At 68.0% G+C, this 17,203-nt stretch carries 15 protein-coding genes; 5 read left to right on the top strand and 10 right to left on the bottom strand.

Annotated features, from left to right (window positions below; translation table 11 throughout):
- Positions 1 to 45: 45 nt before the first annotated feature.
- The 3 genes from ACFXJL_RS27220 to ACFXJL_RS27210 form a co-directional block, all read right to left on the bottom strand.
- Entirely contained in the window at positions 46 to 906 is an 861-nt protein-coding gene (locus ACFXJL_RS27220; RefSeq protein ID WP_384696663.1) for a S8/S53 family peptidase, read from the bottom strand.
- 323 nt (positions 907 to 1,229) lie between these two features.
- A complete protein-coding gene (locus ACFXJL_RS27215) occupies positions 1,230 to 2,063 on the bottom strand; it encodes a hypothetical protein (RefSeq protein ID WP_384641201.1) in 834 nt (277 codons plus the stop codon).
- 37 nt (positions 2,064 to 2,100) lie between these two features.
- A complete protein-coding gene (locus ACFXJL_RS27210; RefSeq protein ID WP_358878068.1) occupies positions 2,101 to 2,307 on the bottom strand; it encodes a hypothetical protein in 207 nt (68 codons plus the stop codon).
- A gap of 254 nt (positions 2,308 to 2,561) precedes the next feature.
- Between ACFXJL_RS27210 and ACFXJL_RS27205 the strand changes: the two genes are divergently transcribed.
- The gene (locus ACFXJL_RS27205; RefSeq protein WP_384696660.1) at positions 2,562 to 3,545 is read left to right on the top strand and encodes a phosphotransferase family protein; all 984 of its coding nucleotides are present in this window, start codon (positions 2,562 to 2,564) and stop codon (positions 3,543 to 3,545) included.
- 198 nt (positions 3,546 to 3,743) lie between these two features.
- Here ACFXJL_RS27205 and ACFXJL_RS27200 read toward each other — a convergent pair whose 3' ends face one another.
- On the bottom strand, positions 3,744 to 5,066 hold the full coding sequence (locus tag ACFXJL_RS27200) for a glycosyltransferase family 39 protein (protein WP_384696657.1): 1,323 nt from the start codon (positions 5,064 to 5,066) through the stop codon (positions 3,744 to 3,746).
- An 820-nt stretch (positions 5,067 to 5,886) separates the two neighbouring features.
- On the opposite strand from ACFXJL_RS27200, the gene ACFXJL_RS27195 reads away from it, so the two are divergent.
- Together ACFXJL_RS27195 and ACFXJL_RS27190 are read left to right on the top strand one after the other, a co-directional pair.
- Entirely contained in the window at positions 5,887 to 9,255 is a 3,369-nt protein-coding gene (locus ACFXJL_RS27195; RefSeq protein ID WP_384696654.1) for an RHS repeat-associated core domain-containing protein, read from the top strand.
- Between the two features lie 24 nt (positions 9,256 to 9,279).
- Positions 9,280 to 9,498, top strand: coding sequence for a hypothetical protein (locus tag ACFXJL_RS27190; RefSeq protein WP_384641186.1), 219 nt, complete (start codon positions 9,280 to 9,282; stop codon positions 9,496 to 9,498).
- Positions 9,499 to 9,617: 119 nt separating this feature from the next.
- Here ACFXJL_RS27190 and ACFXJL_RS27185 read toward each other — a convergent pair whose 3' ends face one another.
- From ACFXJL_RS27185 to ACFXJL_RS27170, 4 genes are all read right to left on the bottom strand, one after another.
- Positions 9,618 to 10,244 (bottom strand): CE1759 family FMN reductase, encoded by a 627-nt coding sequence (locus tag ACFXJL_RS27185; RefSeq protein ID WP_384641183.1) that lies wholly within the window; start codon positions 10,242 to 10,244, stop codon positions 9,618 to 9,620.
- A 1-nt stretch (position 10,245) separates the two neighbouring features.
- Positions 10,246 to 11,373, bottom strand: a complete 1,128-nt coding sequence (locus tag ACFXJL_RS27180; protein ID WP_384696837.1) for an LLM class flavin-dependent oxidoreductase — start codon at positions 11,371 to 11,373, stop codon at positions 10,246 to 10,248.
- A 435-nt stretch (positions 11,374 to 11,808) separates the two neighbouring features.
- Positions 11,809 to 12,765, bottom strand: coding sequence for an NAD-dependent epimerase/dehydratase family protein (locus ACFXJL_RS27175; RefSeq protein WP_384696650.1), 957 nt, complete (start codon positions 12,763 to 12,765; stop codon positions 11,809 to 11,811).
- Between the two features lie 243 nt (positions 12,766 to 13,008).
- Entirely contained in the window at positions 13,009 to 13,740 is a 732-nt protein-coding gene (locus tag ACFXJL_RS27170) for a DUF4386 domain-containing protein (protein ID WP_384641177.1), read from the bottom strand.
- 107 nt (positions 13,741 to 13,847) lie between these two features.
- Between ACFXJL_RS27170 and ACFXJL_RS27165 the strand changes: the two genes are divergently transcribed.
- Together ACFXJL_RS27165 and ACFXJL_RS27160 are read left to right on the top strand one after the other, a co-directional pair.
- Positions 13,848 to 14,552 carry a TetR/AcrR family transcriptional regulator gene (locus ACFXJL_RS27165; protein ID WP_384696647.1) on the top strand — a complete coding sequence of 235 codons (705 nt, stop codon included), beginning with the start codon at positions 13,848 to 13,850 and terminating at the stop codon, positions 14,550 to 14,552.
- A gap of 168 nt (positions 14,553 to 14,720) precedes the next feature.
- Entirely contained in the window at positions 14,721 to 14,942 is a 222-nt protein-coding gene (locus tag ACFXJL_RS27160; RefSeq protein ID WP_384696644.1) for a hypothetical protein, read from the top strand.
- 493 nt (positions 14,943 to 15,435) lie between these two features.
- Here ACFXJL_RS27160 and ACFXJL_RS27155 read toward each other — a convergent pair whose 3' ends face one another.
- Both ACFXJL_RS27155 and ACFXJL_RS27150 read right to left on the bottom strand, forming a co-directional pair.
- The gene (locus tag ACFXJL_RS27155) at positions 15,436 to 16,317 is read right to left on the bottom strand and encodes a hypothetical protein (protein ID WP_384696641.1); all 882 of its coding nucleotides are present in this window, start codon (positions 16,315 to 16,317) and stop codon (positions 15,436 to 15,438) included.
- A gap of 10 nt (positions 16,318 to 16,327) precedes the next feature.
- On the bottom strand, positions 16,328 to 16,891 hold the full coding sequence (locus ACFXJL_RS27150; RefSeq protein ID WP_384696639.1) for a papain-like cysteine protease family protein: 564 nt from the start codon (positions 16,889 to 16,891) through the stop codon (positions 16,328 to 16,330).
- Between the last annotated feature and the right edge of the window lie 312 nt (positions 16,892 to 17,203).

The following is a 17,203-nucleotide window of genomic DNA, read 5'->3' as shown; positions in this document are numbered from 1 at the left end:
GAGGTTCGCTGAAGATCTGTGAGGGGTCCTTGAGGCCCCCGAGGGCTACGCCGATGTGGCGCGCAGCACGTCGTACGCGTACGACGCGTCGAGCAGCGGGGGCACCACGGACGTACGGCGTGCCGGGGGCCGGACCTGAGTGATCGCATCCCGTACCGCATGGGCACGGGCACCAGGGAAGAGGGACCACAGCAGGGCCACGGCCCCCGTGACGACGGGCGCGGCGGCACTGGTCCCGGAGAGACCGTACCCGGGCAGCCTGCGGGGGAGCGCTGGTGCGGTCAGACCGTGGCGGCCGATCGCCCGCCCCAAGGTCGATGTGGGCAACGGCCGACCCTCGTCGTCACATGCCACCACCGGGATCACCCAGGGGTGGCGGACCAGCGGGGAACCGCCGAACTCCCCGTCGTTGCCCGCCGCTGCTACCACCAGAACCTCGTGACGGCGGGCCAGTTCGACGGCGTCGAGCAGTACGTCGATACCGAGGTCGTCCGCGGTGCCCACGGCCGCGAGGCGTTCGAGCGCCAGGCTCAGATTGACCACCCGGGCACCGGCGGCGACGACATCCGCCAGCGCGTCGGCCAGGTCGGCGGGTGCGGCAGGCGGGATGTCGACCCCGGGGACGGAACGTACGACGAAGGAACAGCCCGGGCAGATACCGGGTTTCTGGGCAGTGGGGGGCCGGGCGGCGAGCGACGCGACGACGAGCGTCCCATGGCCCGGCGGAGCGCCGGGGACCGGGGCGGGGACCGCGGCGCCGACGAACCGGACGGACCGGCGCGCCAGATCCGGGTGGCCGGGGTCGATGGTTCCGTCGACCACACCGACCACGACATCGGGGCGTCCAGCGGTGCGTGCCCTGAGAGCCGACAGACGGACCGATTCCAGGGCGCCGGTCAGTCGCACGTGGGTTTGACCCGCACCGGTTGGGACTTCGTCTCGTTCCCCTCGCAGTCCATGCAGGACTCGACCGCCATGGTCGTTCCGAAGTCGTCACAGTAGGTCTCGGTGGTACACCACGGCACGCAGAGGCAGTTGGTCATGCAACGGTCCCGGCACTTCTGCCAACACTGGGGCCTGTTCCAGGAGTTCTTGCAGGTCCTGGTGCACTCGTGTCCGCACTCGTCCGAGCAGGTGCCATAAGAGACTTGGGCGGGGAAGACGCCATAGGCACCGCGCACACTCGATTCGGCGGTGAATCCGGGAATGGTCACCGCGATCACCTCACCTCAGAGGCTTGGCCCGAGACGGGTCAGCAGATAGGGATTCATGTACCGGGTGGAGACCAGTACGGAGTAGTTCTCCGTGAGGTCGGTGGTGCGACTGGTGTAGGAGACAGTGAAGCTCATGACCCCCTGGTCGCCGCCGACGGCCGCCGGGCGGACCTTGATCGAGGTCAGCGCGTAATCGTCGGCGAACGCCTCGAAGGTCTTCAGATACACGGCCTCGTACCGGCAGGCCACGAAGTTCGCGGCGCGGCCCTCGGGCGTCGCGCCCGCATTCTCCGTGATCTGGAGGATCTTGGTCAGCACTTCGTCGGCGGTCGCCCGGAAGCGCTTGGCCGACATGCCGTCGGGCTTCTCGATCGCCTTGAACAGCGACGGGCGGTCGAAGGAGTAGAGCTGGTGGAACTCCAGCACCGGCAGGGTGAGGCCGGCGCAGGAGTCGACCGCCGAGAGGGGACCGCGCACCCCGACCACCACATCGAGATCGAGTGGGGTGGGAGTCGGTCGGACGGCCGCTATCAGCTTTTCGTAGTCGTCCGAGTAGCGCGGCACCACGTCGTACGTGTCCACGCCCTGGATCGTGAGGACGTACTGCATCTGCCGGGCCAGATAACGGTTCTCGGGCCGAGCGAGCACCTCCCGCAGCACCTCGTCCGTCGTCAGCCCCTTGGTGTTCGTCGCCCCCACCACCTGGGTGAACTCCTTCTCGACCCCGGGGTCGCGGAACCGGGCGCGAACCTGCCCGATGGCGAAGACGTAAGGATGGTGGTGCTCATGGGGCTCTTCGGCGACCGGCGGCGGAGCAGCCGCCTCCGGCATGACGTTGTCGTCGCTCATGAGTGGCTCCCGGTGTCCCGTCGGCCGACCGCGTGCGTCAGCGGCGCCGCTTGGAGAAGGTGACCCATTCGTTCATTCGCCGGGCCCGGCGGGCACAGCCGCCGCAGGGGCGTACGCCCACGGCGCTCGTCGCCCGACCCACCGCATCGCCGAGGCCGATCTCGTCCTCTCGGACGAACCCGGGGAGACGGATGTCGTGGCGCGCGGGCCCTGCGCTTCGGTGTTCGTCGTGCTCCCGGCCCATGTCGGGTGCTCCTGACGTCGACCCCCTCGCTCTTCCATTGTCCGCCGCGCCACAACGCCCCGCATCCGGAGGGAGGCGCGGCGTCGTCAGTGTTCCGTCGGTGTTCCTCGGTGTTCGTCGGGGTTCGTTGGTGTTCCGTCGGGGTGATGTCGGGCCGGGCCGGTTCTGCCAGGCTGACGAGACAGCGGCTGTGGCACGATCCGGGACCATTTGGTCCACGGGATGCGTTCATTGGGGCGGGATAGTCTCCCTTCATGGGTTCAGGTGGAGGTGTCGCAGGCGGCGATGCGGATTCTGACGGTCGGAGCTGGGAGGCCACGCGTTCCTGGGTGGAGAAGGGGCTGTCCGAGGCGGAACACATCGACAAGGTCGTCCGGCTGCGTGGTGGCTGGACATCGGAGATGCGTCGACTGGACGTCAGTGGCCCGGGTGGCGGGCGCTCGCTCGTCCTGCGGTCCTTCGTCCAACCCTTCTTCGTTCGGCACGCGGAGGGCTTGCTCACCCGTGAGGCGACCGTCCTGCGTCTGCTCGGTGACACGGACGTGCCCGCCGCCACGCTCGCCGCCGTGGACGCAACGGCGCAGTACTGCGATCACCCTTCTCTGCTGATGTCCCTGCTGCCGGGGACCGTGCGCCTCGGCAATCAGGGCGCTGCTGACCGCGCTGAACTCCTGGCCCGGCAGTTGGTGCGGATCCATCGACTGCCGGTGACCGCACAACAACGACCTCGCACCTACCAGGCATGGGCTTCCCCCGAGCGAGTGACCCTGCCGGCAGTCACCGCGCGGCCTGAGCTCTGGGAGCGGGCCTTCGACGTCATTCGCCGAAAACCCCCCGCCCATCAGGGGCGTTTTCTGCACCGGGACTTCCATCCTGGCAATGTCCTCTTCACCGGCGCCGGCGATGACCTCGGGATCAGTGGTGTCGTCGACTGGGTGGAGACCTCCTGGGGGCCGGCCGATCTGGATGTGGCCCATTGCTCGACTGCCCTGGCCCTGCTGCACGGGATTCCCGAAGGCATGCGCTTCGCCGATCGCTATGTCGCCACGGGAGGAACCCTGGCCGACGACGACACCGACCATCTCTACTGGCGGCTGTTGGATGCGTTGGGTTTTGCTCCGGACGCGGAGAAGGTCGCCGTCCCTTGGCGCGAACTGGGCCGTGTTGATCTGACGAGCGGTGTTCTGACCCAACGGCTGGAGACATACATCGAAGCCTTGCTCATGCGCTATGCCTGAGGGGCGTTGCGGGAATGCCTACGAGCGGGACTCCAAGCGCGGGGAGTAGTGGGGCGCCGGTGTGGGAGACACCGCCCGGGCCCGGTGGGGTGTCGGGTCCGGTGGGGTGTCGGTCCATCAGGCGTCGGGGCAGCCGCGATGCCGGACAGGGAGGATCCGGCACACGAAGGGACGGGGGCAGGAATCGGAGCGCCGGGATCACCGTGCTGACCGTGGTGACCGCTGGAACACCATGACAGTGCGCCCCCGTTCGCTGGTCTCCGAGGTGCGGACGAAGTACGCGTCCAGGATGCGCTGTTTGGTCCGGTCGCGTTCCGTGGCGGCGGGCGATGCGCGTTCATCACGGACGACAACGATGCGGCGTACCTCCAGCATGGCGCTGGCGATCCGCTCCGGAGTGTCCTCCAAGCCCTTCAAGGTGCCGGACTCCAGCGGGTCCCGGGTCAGTGCGATGTCTTCGATCCCGGTGAACTCGGCCGGGGAGACGAGTGCCGTGTCGCGGCGCGCTGCCGGAATGAACAGCACCGCATCACCCGCTCGGCTGACCGCGTCGACATTCTCGGCCGTGGACAGCACGTCGTCGACCCGGCTGCTCGCGCAGCGCAGTGACAGCTGGACGGGAAGCAGTCCGACGAAAGCGAGTGCCATCACCACGGCTGTTGTCCACCGAGGCGATGTGCGCAGACGGCACGCGAGTGCGTGGCAGGCTGCGCCGATGAGGAGGGCGAGTCCGAGATGGCTGAACAGGACATATCGCGCCAAGTAGATGGGACGGAACAGTGATAAGCCGAGCAAAGCGAGTGGAGGCAGGGCGAGCAACGGCAGGGCGAGCGAGACGAGTGGCAGCCGCTCGCCGGGGGGAGTGCGCCAGCCGTCCCCCGACCGGGCGAGCCATGCACAGACCGCGCCCGCGAGCAGTGTCAGAAGCAGGCCGAGGAGTGTGCTTCCGCTGATCGCGGGTATCCAGGCGACCTGACCGGATTGGGCCTCGCTCGCCACCATGAGGGGCAGTGTGCCGAGCACCACGGCGGTCGAGGCCGCTCCCCAGTACAGAACGGTGGTGCGGGGCGGGCGGGCGAGGGCGATCGTCACCGTGTGCGCGAGCAGCACCAGCAGAGAGAACCAGTTGAGCAGCGCCGCCAACAGTAACGCCACGCTGTACGCCGCCCATGGGCCTGCGCCTGGCCTGTCGACGGCGAAGACCAGCAACCAGCATGCCATCGCCACACAGGCGGTCACCAGAGCGTAGGGGCGTCCCTCCTGTGCGTACTGCTGAACTGCGGGGACCAAGGCGAATGCCAACCCTGCTGCCACGCCCACACCTCGATTGGCCAGCCGGCCGCCCAGCAGGGTGACCAGGGCGGCTGCACCGGACATGGCCAGTACGGAAGGCAGTCGCAGTGCGGGCAGGCTGTCCCCGATGAGAGCGAACGTGCCGTGCATGAACAGGTAGTAGAGGCCGTGGACGACGTCAACCTGGTCCAGCAGGTGCCAGATCTCGGGCACTGTCCTGTGGGCCACCTGCCAAGTCGCCGCCTCATCGCGCCACATGCTGTTCTCACGCGCTATTCCCCACAACCCGAGAACGAGTGAGAACAGGGCCGGTCCGGCCGTTGTTAAGGCAGCTTTGGGCACGGCGGATCTCCGGATCGGTGTGTGGGTTCGATCGGATCCCCAGGCAGTCCCCGAGCGCCACCGATCATGTGCGACACGCTAGGTGGTGGTCGCTGACGAAGTCGTCACCTGCGATGACGACGCCCGACATCCCTCTTGGGAGCTACGGCGGACGCGGTTTCGGACAGGGGGCGTAGTCCTCAGGTGCTCGCGCTGGCCGTGAGTGTGTGGCCTGTCGCCGATCGGCGTCATCGCCCCTCGGGGCATGGCCCGCACCGCGGAACGACCGGGCGTACGTGCGCAGAGTCCGGCCGCTGCCACGAACTGACGATGCATGAGCCATGCTCGCCGGGCCTCCGCTGCCGGCTCCCCAGCCCCCGGGCGCAGGAGGGGACCGAAGCGTTGTATTCGCTCGGCTGACGATCAGCTGCCGATCTCTGACCCACCCATCACGCTGTCATAGCACCGGCGAGGTTCCCGGTGGTTGGTGATAGGGGGTGTTCTTCGGACACCCTTGGTAGTCATCGAACTGCCGCCATCAGTGCCCCGATTCAGGTCGTCAGCGGATTCTGGCGGTATTCAGGGCCCGAGAACCTTGGCCGGAACTTGCCTGTATGTGGCATCAATTGAGGGGAAGGGGCGGTGGGGCTGTGAAGACGCTGTGACAGCGTGTGCTGCTCCAGTGACCACAGAGGTCACTGCGGCTGATTCCCCGTGGAGGAATCTCATGGGCTCTCCGATCTTCCGCTCACCGTCACAGCGCGCCCGCAGACGTGCCGGCCTGTTCGCGGTGAGCAGTCTCGCCGTCCTGTCCCTGACGGTCACTGCGCTTCCCGCGACCGCCGCGCCCCCGGGCCCTGAGCCGGGCGCCGACTCGGTCTGGGGCAAGAAGGCGACGCCTTTCGCGAGCCCGCCGGTCGCGGTGGGCACCACCAAGCCCGTCCCGACGGAGCCGGAAGCTGCCCCTTCGCAGGAGGTGGTGGCCTGGCGCGCATCTGAGAGGAAACGTTCCGGCGCCACTTCGGGTTCCACGCGGGCCCCTCGCGTCGGTGTGTCGACCCCGTTCGATCCGGAGGGGCAGGGTGCGGTGCCCTGGCACCGGATCTCGGACTTCAGGATCACCGACTCCCTGGTCGCCCGGATCAATCTCTCCAACGGCAACCTGATGCTGGCCGGGACGGACTTCGACATCGCTGGGGTGGGCCAGAAGTTGCGGCTGACCCGTACCTACAACTCGTTGGACGCTCCGTGGGGCAAGGTGTCCCAGCGCTGGTGGCAGGGGTACGAGCGCTATCTGAAGATCTCCACCGGCTCGGTGGTGCTGTACGACGCAACCGGGGACACGGTCCGATTCAGCCCTGGATCCGGCGGCAACTTCACCACGCCGACGGGCTACTCGAAGGATCTGAAGGCGAACGCCGACGGTACCTATACGCTGACCGACCGCAAGTCCGGGGTGAAGGACACGTATGACCAGCACGGCACGCTGACGAAGGTCACCGATCGCAACAAGGGCACGATCTCCGTCACTCAGCACAACCAGGGGACCGAACACAAGGGCTTCAAACTCACCGAGACCCGCTCCGGCCGCTGGGTCGACCTGGTGAAGACATATCCGAACCAGTGGCAGGCCAAGGACAACGTCGGTCGTACGGCGGTCTTCGACCTCAACCCGGCGGGTGACCTGGCGAAGACCACCGACACCGAGGGCAAGGCCACGGTCTTCGACTACGACTCCTCGCGCCGGTTGACAAAGATCACCACTCCCAACGGGCGGGTGACGGTCTTCACCTACGACAGCGTCAACCGGGTGACGTCCATGCTGAGGGCCACCGCCTTCAACGGCTCCGGCCACACAGGGCCGACCTACAACTACGCCTACTCCGCAGCCGACCCGCAGGCCGCCGGGACCACGACGGTCACCAACCCGGAGCAGCACGCCACGCGGTACGAACACCATGCGGACGGCACGGTCACCAAGGTCACCGACGCGCTCGGCCGTGAGCGCTCGACGACCTTCGACGCCAACCGCAACGTTGCCACCGCAACCGACGCGATGGGCGTGGGCGGCGCCGCCGGAAATGTGACCGCCTACGGTTGGGACGGGCGCAACAACCCGACCTCCGCGAAGCTGCCCACCGGTGCGACCGCCTCCATGACGGGCTATCAGACGATCGCAGGGGCGGACCTGCCCGGGTCCCTGACCACGGCCGACGATGAGAAGACCGACTACACCTACGACGCCGCAGGCAACACCACCACGGTCGCGGTGACCGGTACCGGAGGCGGGACCCGTACCTTCGAACACAACCCCGCCACTCCCACCTGCGGCGGATTCGAAGGCCAGCGCTGCAAGGCCACCACCCGGATGACCGCGACGAAGACGGTCTCCACCGCCTTCCGCTACGACGGCCAAGGCAACCTGGAGAAGGTGACCCCGCCGACCCCGCTGGGCGCCACCACGTACACCTACGACGCGCTCGGACGACCGCTGACGGTGACCGACGGCCGAGGGATCACCACCACCTACACCTACGACCACCGCGATCGCACCAAGACCGTCACCACCCCCACCGCCAGCGTGCGCTACGAGTACGACGGGGACGGCAACCTCACCCTTCGCTCCGACGGCACCGGTGTCATCCGCTACGAGTTCGACCCGCTCTCCCGCGAAACCATCCGCACCCTCCAGAACGGCTCCCAGACCCAACTCACCTACACCCCCGCCGGCAACGTCGACACCTACACCGACCCCTCGGGCGTCACCGACTACACCTGGAACGCCGTCAACAAACTCACCCAACTGAAGGAACCGGCGGCCAACAGGACGACGACGTACGAGTACAACCGCAACGACACCCGCACGAAGACCACGTATCCCGGCGGAACCGTGCAGAACGTGACCCTGGACAACTCCGGCCGGCCGGAGAAGATCAAGGCCACTTCGTCTCAGGGCACCCTGACCGAGCTGGACTACTCCTACCGCAACGGCACCAAGGACAGCAGCAAGATCCGCACCGCCACCGATGCCGTCGCCGGTCTGAAGACGACCTACAGCTACGACGGCGAGGGACGCCTCGCCTACGCCAAGGAGGAGCAGGGCAGCACCCTCAGCGCGGCCTGGCAGTACTGCTACGACCGGGCCGGCAACCTCACCTCGCAGGGCACGGTCTCCGGCTGCCCCGCCGCCACCACCTACACCATCAACGACGCCCAGCAGATCACCGCGAAGAACGGTTCCACCACCAACTGGTCCCACGACGCGGCCGGCAACGAGACCGCCGCCGCCTCCAGCACGGGCGCGACCCGTACCGCAGGGCAGTGGTCGGACTATGGGCAGCTGACGTCACTCACGGTCGGTGCGACCACCTACACCGGCCAGTACGGCTCCACCGACCAGAGCGAGCGCATCAGGCTCGGCGACACCTTCTTCCACAACGGGCCGCTCGGCCTGTCCGCCACCAGTACGGCTGGCGTGGACCGGGGATTCAACCGGGAACCCGGGGGCACCCTCAACTCCATGACCACCGGGGGCCGCAGCTACTACTACCTCACCGACGCCATCGGCAGCGTGGTCGCGCTCGCTGACGACACCGGCACCAAGGTCAACACCTACACCTACGAGCCCCGTGGAGTGAAACGCTCCACCACCACCGAAACCGTTCCCCAGCCCTACCGCTTCGCCGCCGGCTACCAAGACCCCACCGGCCTCTACCACTACGCCGCCCGCTACTACGACCCCCACACCAGCCGCTTCACGAGCCCCGACCCCAGCGGCCAGGAGAAGAACCCGTACCTCTATGCCGAGGGTGACCCCGTCAACCGCATCGACCCCACCGGGCTCATCAGCATCGGGGGCGCGTTGGAAGGGCTCGGCAAGAGCAGTGACCTGATCAACACGGGGATCGCTGCCATCCAGGGGGACACCCGGGCAGCGTGGGCCAGCGTGGCGGGATGGGCCGTCGGCACGGTGGCAGGTGTGGGCTGCGGTGCCCTCACGGCGGGAACCGGTGTGGGAGCGGCCGTTGCCCCGGCTGTGTGCGCCGGCGTCGGCTTCTACGCGGGGGAGATCGTCTCCGGCGCGATCAAGGGATAGTCGTCCATGGGAAGGAACCCGGCAATGAGGCAATCGCGATTCACCGGCCCGGACAAAGTGAGCAGGAATCTCAAGGCCACAGCGGTCCTGACGGTCCCCTGCGTGGTCTTTCTCCTCTTCCTCGTCTTCGTGCAGGGCATCAGTGAGGCATGGGTGGGATTGGCGATCGTGATCGGGCTGTGGGGGCTCCTCTACTGGCGCTTCCAGGGAGTCGGACGCCGGGGTCTTCCCCCACAACGCTAGCGCGCCAGGAATGCCCGCACCGGGCCAGCTTCGACGGTGCGGGCATCTCGCACGCCCGGCACGGCTCGTGGCATCGAACGGACGCGAGGTTCGAGGGAGAAGCGGGTCCCGGTCGGTCCTCACCGTGGGCCGGGCTGGAGGAGTTGCTCCATGGCGGCCACGTCATCGTCGTCGGTGAGGGCCTCACGCCGATGGTGGGGGCCGCAGCCCTGGACCAGGCGGGCATAGTCGGCCGCCGCCCGGCTGATGCGGTCGGCCAGGCCCGTACCGGTGCTGTGGGAGCCGAAGTCGTCGGTGGCGGCGTAGACGCCGCGGGGCGAGACGATGGCGTGGAGATACGAGAACATCGGCCGCAGGGCGTGTTCGAGCACCAGCGAGTGCCGTTCGGTACCGCCGGTCGCGCCGATGAGCACGGGCATGTCGGAGAGTGCGTCTTCCGGCAGTACGTCGAAGAACGACTTGAACAGTCCGCTGAAGGAGGCGTTGAACGCCGGAGTGACGGCGATGACACCGTCGGCGGCACTGACGGTGTCGTACGCCTCCTCCAGGGGCGCGGTGGGGAATCCGCTCAGCATGGCGTCGATGATCGCGCGTCCCAGGGGGCGCAGTTCGACGAACGAGGACTCGGCCGCGGTGCCGGCAGCGGCGAGTTCCCCGAGCACCGATGCTTCGAGCCGATCGGCCAGCAGCCGTGTCGAGGAAGGCTCCCGCAGTCCGCCGGTGATGATCGCAATCGTGGTGGTCATCTCAGCCGGATCCTCTCGGCGTGTCGACGTTCCCGGAGCCCGTCGGCCCGTCTCCGGCGTCGCGTGCGCGGAGCAACGACTCGTGCGTGGGACCGTCGGGGGCGTCGGGGGAGCGGCCGACGGCGAACTCCTTGCGGAGCACCGGTACGACCTGCTCACCCAGGAGGTCCAACTGCTCCAGCACCGTCTTGAGCGGAAGTCCCGCATGGTCCAGGACGAACAGTTGGCGCTGGTAGTCCCCGGCGTACTCGCGGAAGCCGAGGGTCTTGTCGATGACCTGCTGGGGTGATCCCACCGTCAGGGGTGTGAGCGAGGTGAACTCCTCCAGCGAGGGTCCGTGGCCGTAGACCGGCGCGTTGTCGAAGTAGGGCCGGAACTCCTTGACCGCGTCCTGGCTGTTGGGGCGGATGAAGACCTGTCCTCCCAGCCCGACGATCGCGGACTCGGGTGTGCCGTGGCCGTAGTGCGCGAAGCGTGTCCGGTAGCGCTCGACCATCGCGCGGGTGTGTGAAGCGGGCCAGAAGATGTGGTTGGCGAAGAAGCCGTCCCCGTGGAACGCCGCCAACTCCGCTATCTCGGGACTGCGGATGGAGCCGTGCCACACGAAGGGCGGAATGCCGTCCAACGGGCGGGGCGCCAGGGTGAAGCTCTGGAGCGGGGTGCGCAGCTTTCCCTCCCAGTCGACGACTTCCTCGCGCCACAGACGGCGCAGCAGCCCGTAGTGCTCGACCGTCAGGGGGATCGCCTGACGGATGTCCTGGCCGAACCACGGGTACACCGGCCCGGTGTTCCCCCTCCCCAACATCACATCGGTGCGTCCGTCGGCGAGGTGCTGGAGCACACTGAAGTCCTCGGCGATCTTGACCGGATCGTTGGTGGTGATGAGTGTGGTCGAGGTGGACAGGATGATGCGCTCCGTCCGCGCGGCGATGAAGCCGAGGAGTGTTGTGGGGGAGGACGGCACGAAGGGTGGGTTGTGGTGCTCACCCGTGGCGAAGACGTCGAGACCGACCTCCTCCGCCTTCAGGGCGATGGTCACCGTGGCCCGGATACGTTCCGACTCTGTCGGCGTATGGCCCGTGGTGGGATCGGGTGTCACATCACCGATGGTGAAGATGCCGAACTGCAAACCAGTCATGTCGCTGCCACTCTCCTCACTGAGGTGACGCGCCGCTTTGCCGTGAGGTCCTTGCTCCCACGAGATCCGACCGCCGCTACACCGCGCAATCGACTCGCTGCGCTCGGCTTCCCAGGCCGGACGGCTCCGGCTGGCAGGGGGAAACATCCACCACACCAGCCTCATGGCTCCCTTACCCATTCCCCCGACGGCCGGAGTTGAATCGCTTCCCTGCGCATCCGGTACCGCCGAACCCCTCTCTTTCCTGGCATTCGCGCAGGTGAGAGGGGTAGTGGTAAAAGGATTCGAGCAGTGAACAGCAACGGAATCTCGCGCTGTGTGCTTCCCGGCCGACCGCTCGCTCAGCGGACCGGGGAGAGTACCGGTGCGGCCGTCGGGACGGCCGCTGTGACACCTCCGGCCGTCGGCCCTGCGCCAGGTGCGGGCTCACCCAACGCTCGGTCCGTCCGTGTGTGTGCGATACCAGTCGACGGTCGCGGTCGCGGCCACATCGGGAGCGGTGGTCTCGGTGTGGCCGAAGGTGTGACGGTAGAGCGTGTCATCGACGGTCCAGGGGTGGTTGAACTGGTACCAGATGTCGAGGAGTTCACGGGCCGCGGGGTTGGCCAGACCGACAAGGCGCATGAGCGGCTTCGCGGTTCCGCGCATGCGGGCGCTGCTGTCGGCGGCTGCGGCGAACCGTTCGATGAACTGCCGTGGGGTGGACGCCGGGGCGGTGGGCAGGATGAAGGTCCGCCCGTCGGCTTCGTCGCGTTCGCCGAGCGTGACCAGCCCGGTCGCGATGTCCGGCAGGTAGTGCAGGGCATGGGGAACGTCGAGCCGTCCGGGCCAGTTCACCGTCCTGCCGCCCAGTACGGCAGGCAGCACCGCGGCGCCGATGACGCTTCTCGTACCGCCGGGGCCGTAGTAGTCACTGGCCTGACCAATCGTCACCTTCAGACGACCGGTGTTGTGGGCTTGGAGGAGCCGGTCCGCCATCGCCTTGCGCACGGCTCCCTTGCGACTCGTCGGCCGCTGGGGTGTCCGCTCGGAGATCGGACCGTCGATCGGTCCGTAGAGGTAGAGGTTGTCGGCGAACACGAGTTTCGCGCCGGCCCCTGCGGCACCGTCGATGACGGCGTCGGTGAGCGGGGGGAACTCTTGCGGCCAGCGGTGGTAGGGCGGCTGGACGCAGTGGTAGACGACGGTGGCGTCGACACAGGCGGCGTGGGCACCCTCCGTGGTGGAGATGTCGACGGCGAGGGTGGTGACACCGGGCGGTAGGTCGAGGGCCGGACTGCGCTGGACGGCGCGGGTCCGGATGCCGCGGCTGGCCAGTTCATGGACGACTGCGGACCCGATGCCGCCACCGGCGCCGAGAACCACATGCAGGGGAGTGGACATGTTGCCCTACCTTCTTGTTCGTGTATCGCGCCGGTCAGGTGAAAGAGCGGCGGATCGGGGGCTCCGGCACCTGCGTTGGAACCGACCGGCAGAGGTCCGACTGCGCTGCGAACGAGCTGCCGGATGTGGTCCGCGATCCGTCGTAGCAGTGGCCGCGGCAGTACGAGTACGAAGACATCGAGATGGTCACACGGTGTGTACCGGTCCGGTCCGGTACACACCGTGCTCCACGAGGGTGAAAGGTCAGCGGGGGCGGCGGAAGAGGGTGATGGCAGCAGCCAGGAACCACAGGTGCAGGAGGGAGGTGCCGACCGAGGTGGCGGCGCCCACATCGACGCCGGCGATCTCGGCCAGCGGCAGTGCGAGACCGGCCGCGGCGAGGAGTCCTGCGATCAGCAGCCAGCGGGGTGCGGTGTCGGCGCGCCGGGCCGCGACCATGGTGCACACGAGCCAGCCCACGGCGAACAGGGAGACGCCGAGCACCTCTCCGATCCCGCCGCCGAAGTCGTTGAGCACCTGGTACTGAACGGCCACGGCCTCGCGGACGGCCGGGCTGGACGCGCTGCCGTGAGCCTCCGCGAGACCGGGCATCGCCAGCAGCCAGCGTGAGATCCCGATCGTGCGGGCGAGGGTCGAGGCGACGGCGAACCCGATGGCCACCCGGCTGAGCGGGCTGTCCTTGCCGTCGGTCAGAACTCGGGTGGTCCACACCGCGACGGGCAGGAACAGCACCGAGTAGGCCAGATAGACCGCATATCCGGCACGGACGGCACTCTCCTCGTCGAGCAGTCGCGGCAGAGCGGTGGCGGCCGGATCGTCGAGGCTGGCCGGCCAACCGATGGCGTTTCCCAGGACGACCATCGGGACGAAGATCAGCAGGCACTCGACGGCCAACAGAGCGGCGGCGGCACGCCGGGGACCCGGGTCGCGGGTCGGGACGTCGGAGAGACGTTCCGCAGGATGGGTGACGGACATGGCCATGGACTCCTTGCGATGGTCGTTCACAAAGCGACGGGTGTTCGCAAAATTAGAGCACGCCGTTCGCGATGTAAACACCGATCGCAATTTGGTAGAGTGTTCGCATGCCCGCACCCACCCGCCGCGACCGGCTCCGCGCCGAGACGCTGGACGAGATCAAGGCCGTTTCCCTGCGCCAGTTGCGCGAGGTCGGGGCAACCCAACTCTCCCTACGGGCGGTCGCGACCGACCTGGGCATGAGCCCCGCCGGGCTGTACCGCTACTTCGACAGCCGTGACGCGCTGCTGACCACGCTGATCACCGATGCCTTCGACCGGCTTGCCGATGCGGTCGAACAGGCCCGGGACACCGACCCCGCCGCAGACGTGGCCGACCGGCTGTTCGCCGCGCTGGTGGCCTACCGCCGATGGGCCGTCGAGCACCCACAGGAGTTCGGTCTCGTCTACGGCACCCCCGTCCCCGGCTATGCCGCCCCGCCGGACGGCCCGACCAGCGTGGCGACCCGACGCGTCGGCGGAGCGTTCGCGCCGCTGTTCGTCGAAGCCTGGCAGCAGGGCAGACTGCGCCTGCCCGATGAGGTCGCGCCCGATCCCGCTCTGGCGCGCTACGCCGCCGAACTCCATCCCGACCTGCCACCCGCCGCCGCAGCGGCCGTACTCGGAGCCTGGACCCGTCTGCACGGACTCGTCGTCTTCGAGGCATTCGGCCATCTCCGCTGGCTCGGGAACGACACCGCTCCCCTGGCCGAGCAGCAGCTACGGCTACTGCTCGCAGAGATCGGGCTGCGCCCGGGCGCCGGGGCTGAGTGAAGCCGGGCTGTTGTGTCCGAAGCCCGGTAGGAGCCTTCCAGAGCCAAGGTCCGTATCGGCCTCGCGCCGCGGGGCTGTGCAGTTCGAGGCCCAGCCGTCCGGCGACGTACGGATGCGGGGTTTGACGCTCGCGGTGCGTGTCAGCCTGCTCGGGGCGAAGCTGGGGTCATGGCGAGACCTCGGCTGGTGGTGTACCCGCCGGATGAGCGCGGGTGGCGTCGGGTGCGCTACGACGGGCAGATCCTGGGCACGGCCTACCGGGTGTCCGATATCGCGGTCTTCCTCGCGGCGGCCGGGATGCAGGACCCGGAGGACATCGACCTCACCGATCCGGCGCTGGTGGAATGGCGCGGCGGAGGGCCGGAGACCTGGACCGACTTCCCGCCATAGCCATGCCAAGCCGCAGCCGCAGCCGCACCAACATACTGATGCCCACCAGCACCCGGGGAGAGCTCACAGGGCTTCGAAGTGCCGGCAATCGGCATAGGCGGGTAGTCAGCCTTCTCATGGACGTGGCGCGCCAGGGCAGGGCCCGCGTCGATCGTATCGAGTCGAACACCGGCGCCCACGCCCGCAGGGACAACTCGACGACCTGCTCTTCGCTGAGGGGGCCATGTTCATGAATCCGCGCATCCACGGCTCCGGCACTGGCACGGCGCCCGGGACCCGCCTGCCGGACGGCGGCAACCGGCCCCAGCGGCGCGGCTGCTCCGGTCCTGGTGAGGAACAACCGGCGCCGAGCAGCATTCCCGACCCGCCAGGAGGAGCCGACCAGCCCGCGGGCCTTCGGTCGTTCCCAGGGGGCAGCCACGGGGGACAACCGCGATTCGCTCCGCCCCGACTGGCTGTCGGGACGGAGCGCGGGGGACGTACGGGGTCGGGTTCAGCGGGTGTTTGCGCGCCTACGTCGGTAGAGCACGGCAGCTCCGCCCACGAGGACGAGTGCGGTGCCGGAACCGCTGGCGAGGAGCAGGGCGGAGGACGAGGCGTCGTCCTTCGTGCGCTGAAGGCTGTAGCCGCTGGAGTAGCCGGTGGCGTCGTACTCCGAGCCGGGCAACTTGTCGGCGTAGCGGGCCTTGACCAGTTTCTGGTAGTCGCCGAGCGACACCGATGCCCGGCCGCCCAGTCCCTCCCGGGCCTGGTCGTTGAGTGGCTCGACGGTGAGGAGTTTGAGCTGGTACCAGCCGCGGATCTGCGGTTCGGTGAAGACCAGCGTGCCCACGGTGGCCTTGCTGGCGTACGCGGCGTCGCTGTCGCCGTCGCGTACGGCCGCCAGGTGCCAGCCGCCGCCCTGGTTGGGGGCGAGCATGACGGTGGCGTTGCGGCCGTTGACGGTGGTGCTCAGCGAGGAGACCAGTTGCGTCAGCTTGATCGCCTCGGCTGGCAGTGGTTTGGCGGTGCCCGCGACGAACTCGGGGGTGATCTCGTTCCGAGCCACCGGGTCCTTGATGGTGAAGACCGGGAGGCCCTGACAGGGCTCGGCGATTTCGGGGATCGTCTGTACCGGCTTGCCGCTGTCGCCGGTGGGCACCGGAGTGCGTAGGAAGCGGCAGACGGCGTTGCGGACGTCGGCGGACTTCACCGCGTTGAGGGCGGCCTGGTAGTCGGGGATGTCGGCCGGGAGAGGGTCCTTGGCCGGGGCCGCGTGCGTCGGACCGACGAGGGCCAGCAGCGCGGACGCGCTCACTGCGATGAGGACGGACAGACGGGAGAAGCGGGAAGCCGCCCGCTTGTTGGACGTTTTGGTACCGCTGGTGTCGCGCATGTCGCCTGCCTTAGCGGGAGATACCGATGCGGGAGTGGGTCCACTTGGACGAGCTGTTGCTCACGTAGTCGTTGTAGTTCCACCACGTGTACGTGGTCGTGTCCGGCCATGGGTCGGCCACGGCGATCGTGTTGTTCGACGTGTCGAAGCCGTAGACCACGTTCATATGGCCGCCTCCGGACGTCCACCCGATGCGGGCACCGATCGGTCGGGCCGCCTTGACGTCGGTGTACACCTGGTTGAAGGTGGCTGCACTGTTCAGGCCCGAGCCGGTGTGGGTCAAGCCGAGGCTGCTCCAGCCCCTGGCCATGTCGTCGAGGGTGGCGGGCTGGTTGTTGCAGCCGTAGTAGGGCTGAGCCCGGCTGCAGAAGTCCGTCTGTGTGGAGCCGAAGCCCTGGAACTTGGCAATGGTCAGCCCGGAGGCGACCCAGCACCACTGGGACTTCTCCTGTTTCAGCATGGTGATGGTGTCCTGGCCCGCTTCCGCGTGAGCCGTGGCTCCCGAGGCCACGAACGATACCAAGGCGGCGAGCGCGATGGACGACGCTGCGGTTCCGTACCTGAACCTGCCCATTTTCCTGCCTTCCCCTGCTGGGTGCAACGAGATGAACGGGGCGATCTGGCAGGGAACAGGACAGCGCATCGTGTCTGATGCAGATAAGGGACTTGCGGGAAGTTACCCCCTACTGATGATTCGTCAGGTCATCGTGCGAATCGATCACTCATGGCTCACATCCACTTGCTGACGGAGGTGTGAAGTTCCCTGCGCGGATGACGGACAGCCCGCGCAGGCCCTAAAGGGTGTTGCAGAAGGTCCGTTTCGGGCAGGCCGGAGTGGTGCTTGGCCTGCTGTTTCACCGTGTCATGGCGAGGTTGTGCATGGCGG

The organism is Streptomyces sp. NPDC059256 (assembly GCF_042753785.1).
In the GTDB taxonomy this organism is placed as follows: domain Bacteria; phylum Actinomycetota; class Actinomycetes; order Streptomycetales; family Streptomycetaceae; genus Streptomyces.
This window is presented reverse-complemented; position numbering and strand designations above follow the sequence as displayed.

What these genes read in the sequence shown, in the direction of transcription:
- ACFXJL_RS27210 (WP_358878068.1), bottom strand. Translation starts at nt 2,307, where the DNA reads ATGGGCCGGGAGCACGACGAACACCGAAGCGCAGGGCCCGCGCGCCAC.
- ACFXJL_RS27190 (WP_384641186.1), top strand. Translation starts at nt 9,280, where the DNA reads ATGAGGCAATCGCGATTCACCGGCCCGGACAAAGTGAGCAGGAATCTC.
- ACFXJL_RS27160 (WP_384696644.1), top strand. Translation starts at nt 14,721, where the DNA reads ATGGCGAGACCTCGGCTGGTGGTGTACCCGCCGGATGAGCGCGGGTGG.
- ACFXJL_RS27205 (WP_384696660.1), top strand. Translation starts at nt 2,562, where the DNA reads ATGGGTTCAGGTGGAGGTGTCGCAGGCGGCGATGCGGATTCTGACGGT.
- ACFXJL_RS27195 (WP_384696654.1), top strand. Translation starts at nt 5,887, where the DNA reads ATGGGCTCTCCGATCTTCCGCTCACCGTCACAGCGCGCCCGCAGACGT.
- ACFXJL_RS27170 (WP_384641177.1), bottom strand. Translation starts at nt 13,740, where the DNA reads ATGTCCGTCACCCATCCTGCGGAACGTCTCTCCGACGTCCCGACCCGC.
- ACFXJL_RS27215 (WP_384641201.1), bottom strand. Translation starts at nt 2,063, where the DNA reads ATGAGCGACGACAACGTCATGCCGGAGGCGGCTGCTCCGCCGCCGGTC.
- ACFXJL_RS27165 (WP_384696647.1), top strand. Translation starts at nt 13,848, where the DNA reads ATGCCCGCACCCACCCGCCGCGACCGGCTCCGCGCCGAGACGCTGGAC.
- ACFXJL_RS27155 (WP_384696641.1), bottom strand. Translation starts at nt 16,317, where the DNA reads ATGCGCGACACCAGCGGTACCAAAACGTCCAACAAGCGGGCGGCTTCC.
- ACFXJL_RS27175 (WP_384696650.1), bottom strand. Translation starts at nt 12,765, where the DNA reads ATGTCCACTCCCCTGCATGTGGTTCTCGGCGCCGGTGGCGGCATCGGG.
- ACFXJL_RS27150 (WP_384696639.1), bottom strand. Translation starts at nt 16,891, where the DNA reads ATGGGCAGGTTCAGGTACGGAACCGCAGCGTCGTCCATCGCGCTCGCC.
- ACFXJL_RS27185 (WP_384641183.1), bottom strand. Translation starts at nt 10,244, where the DNA reads ATGACCACCACGATTGCGATCATCACCGGCGGACTGCGGGAGCCTTCC.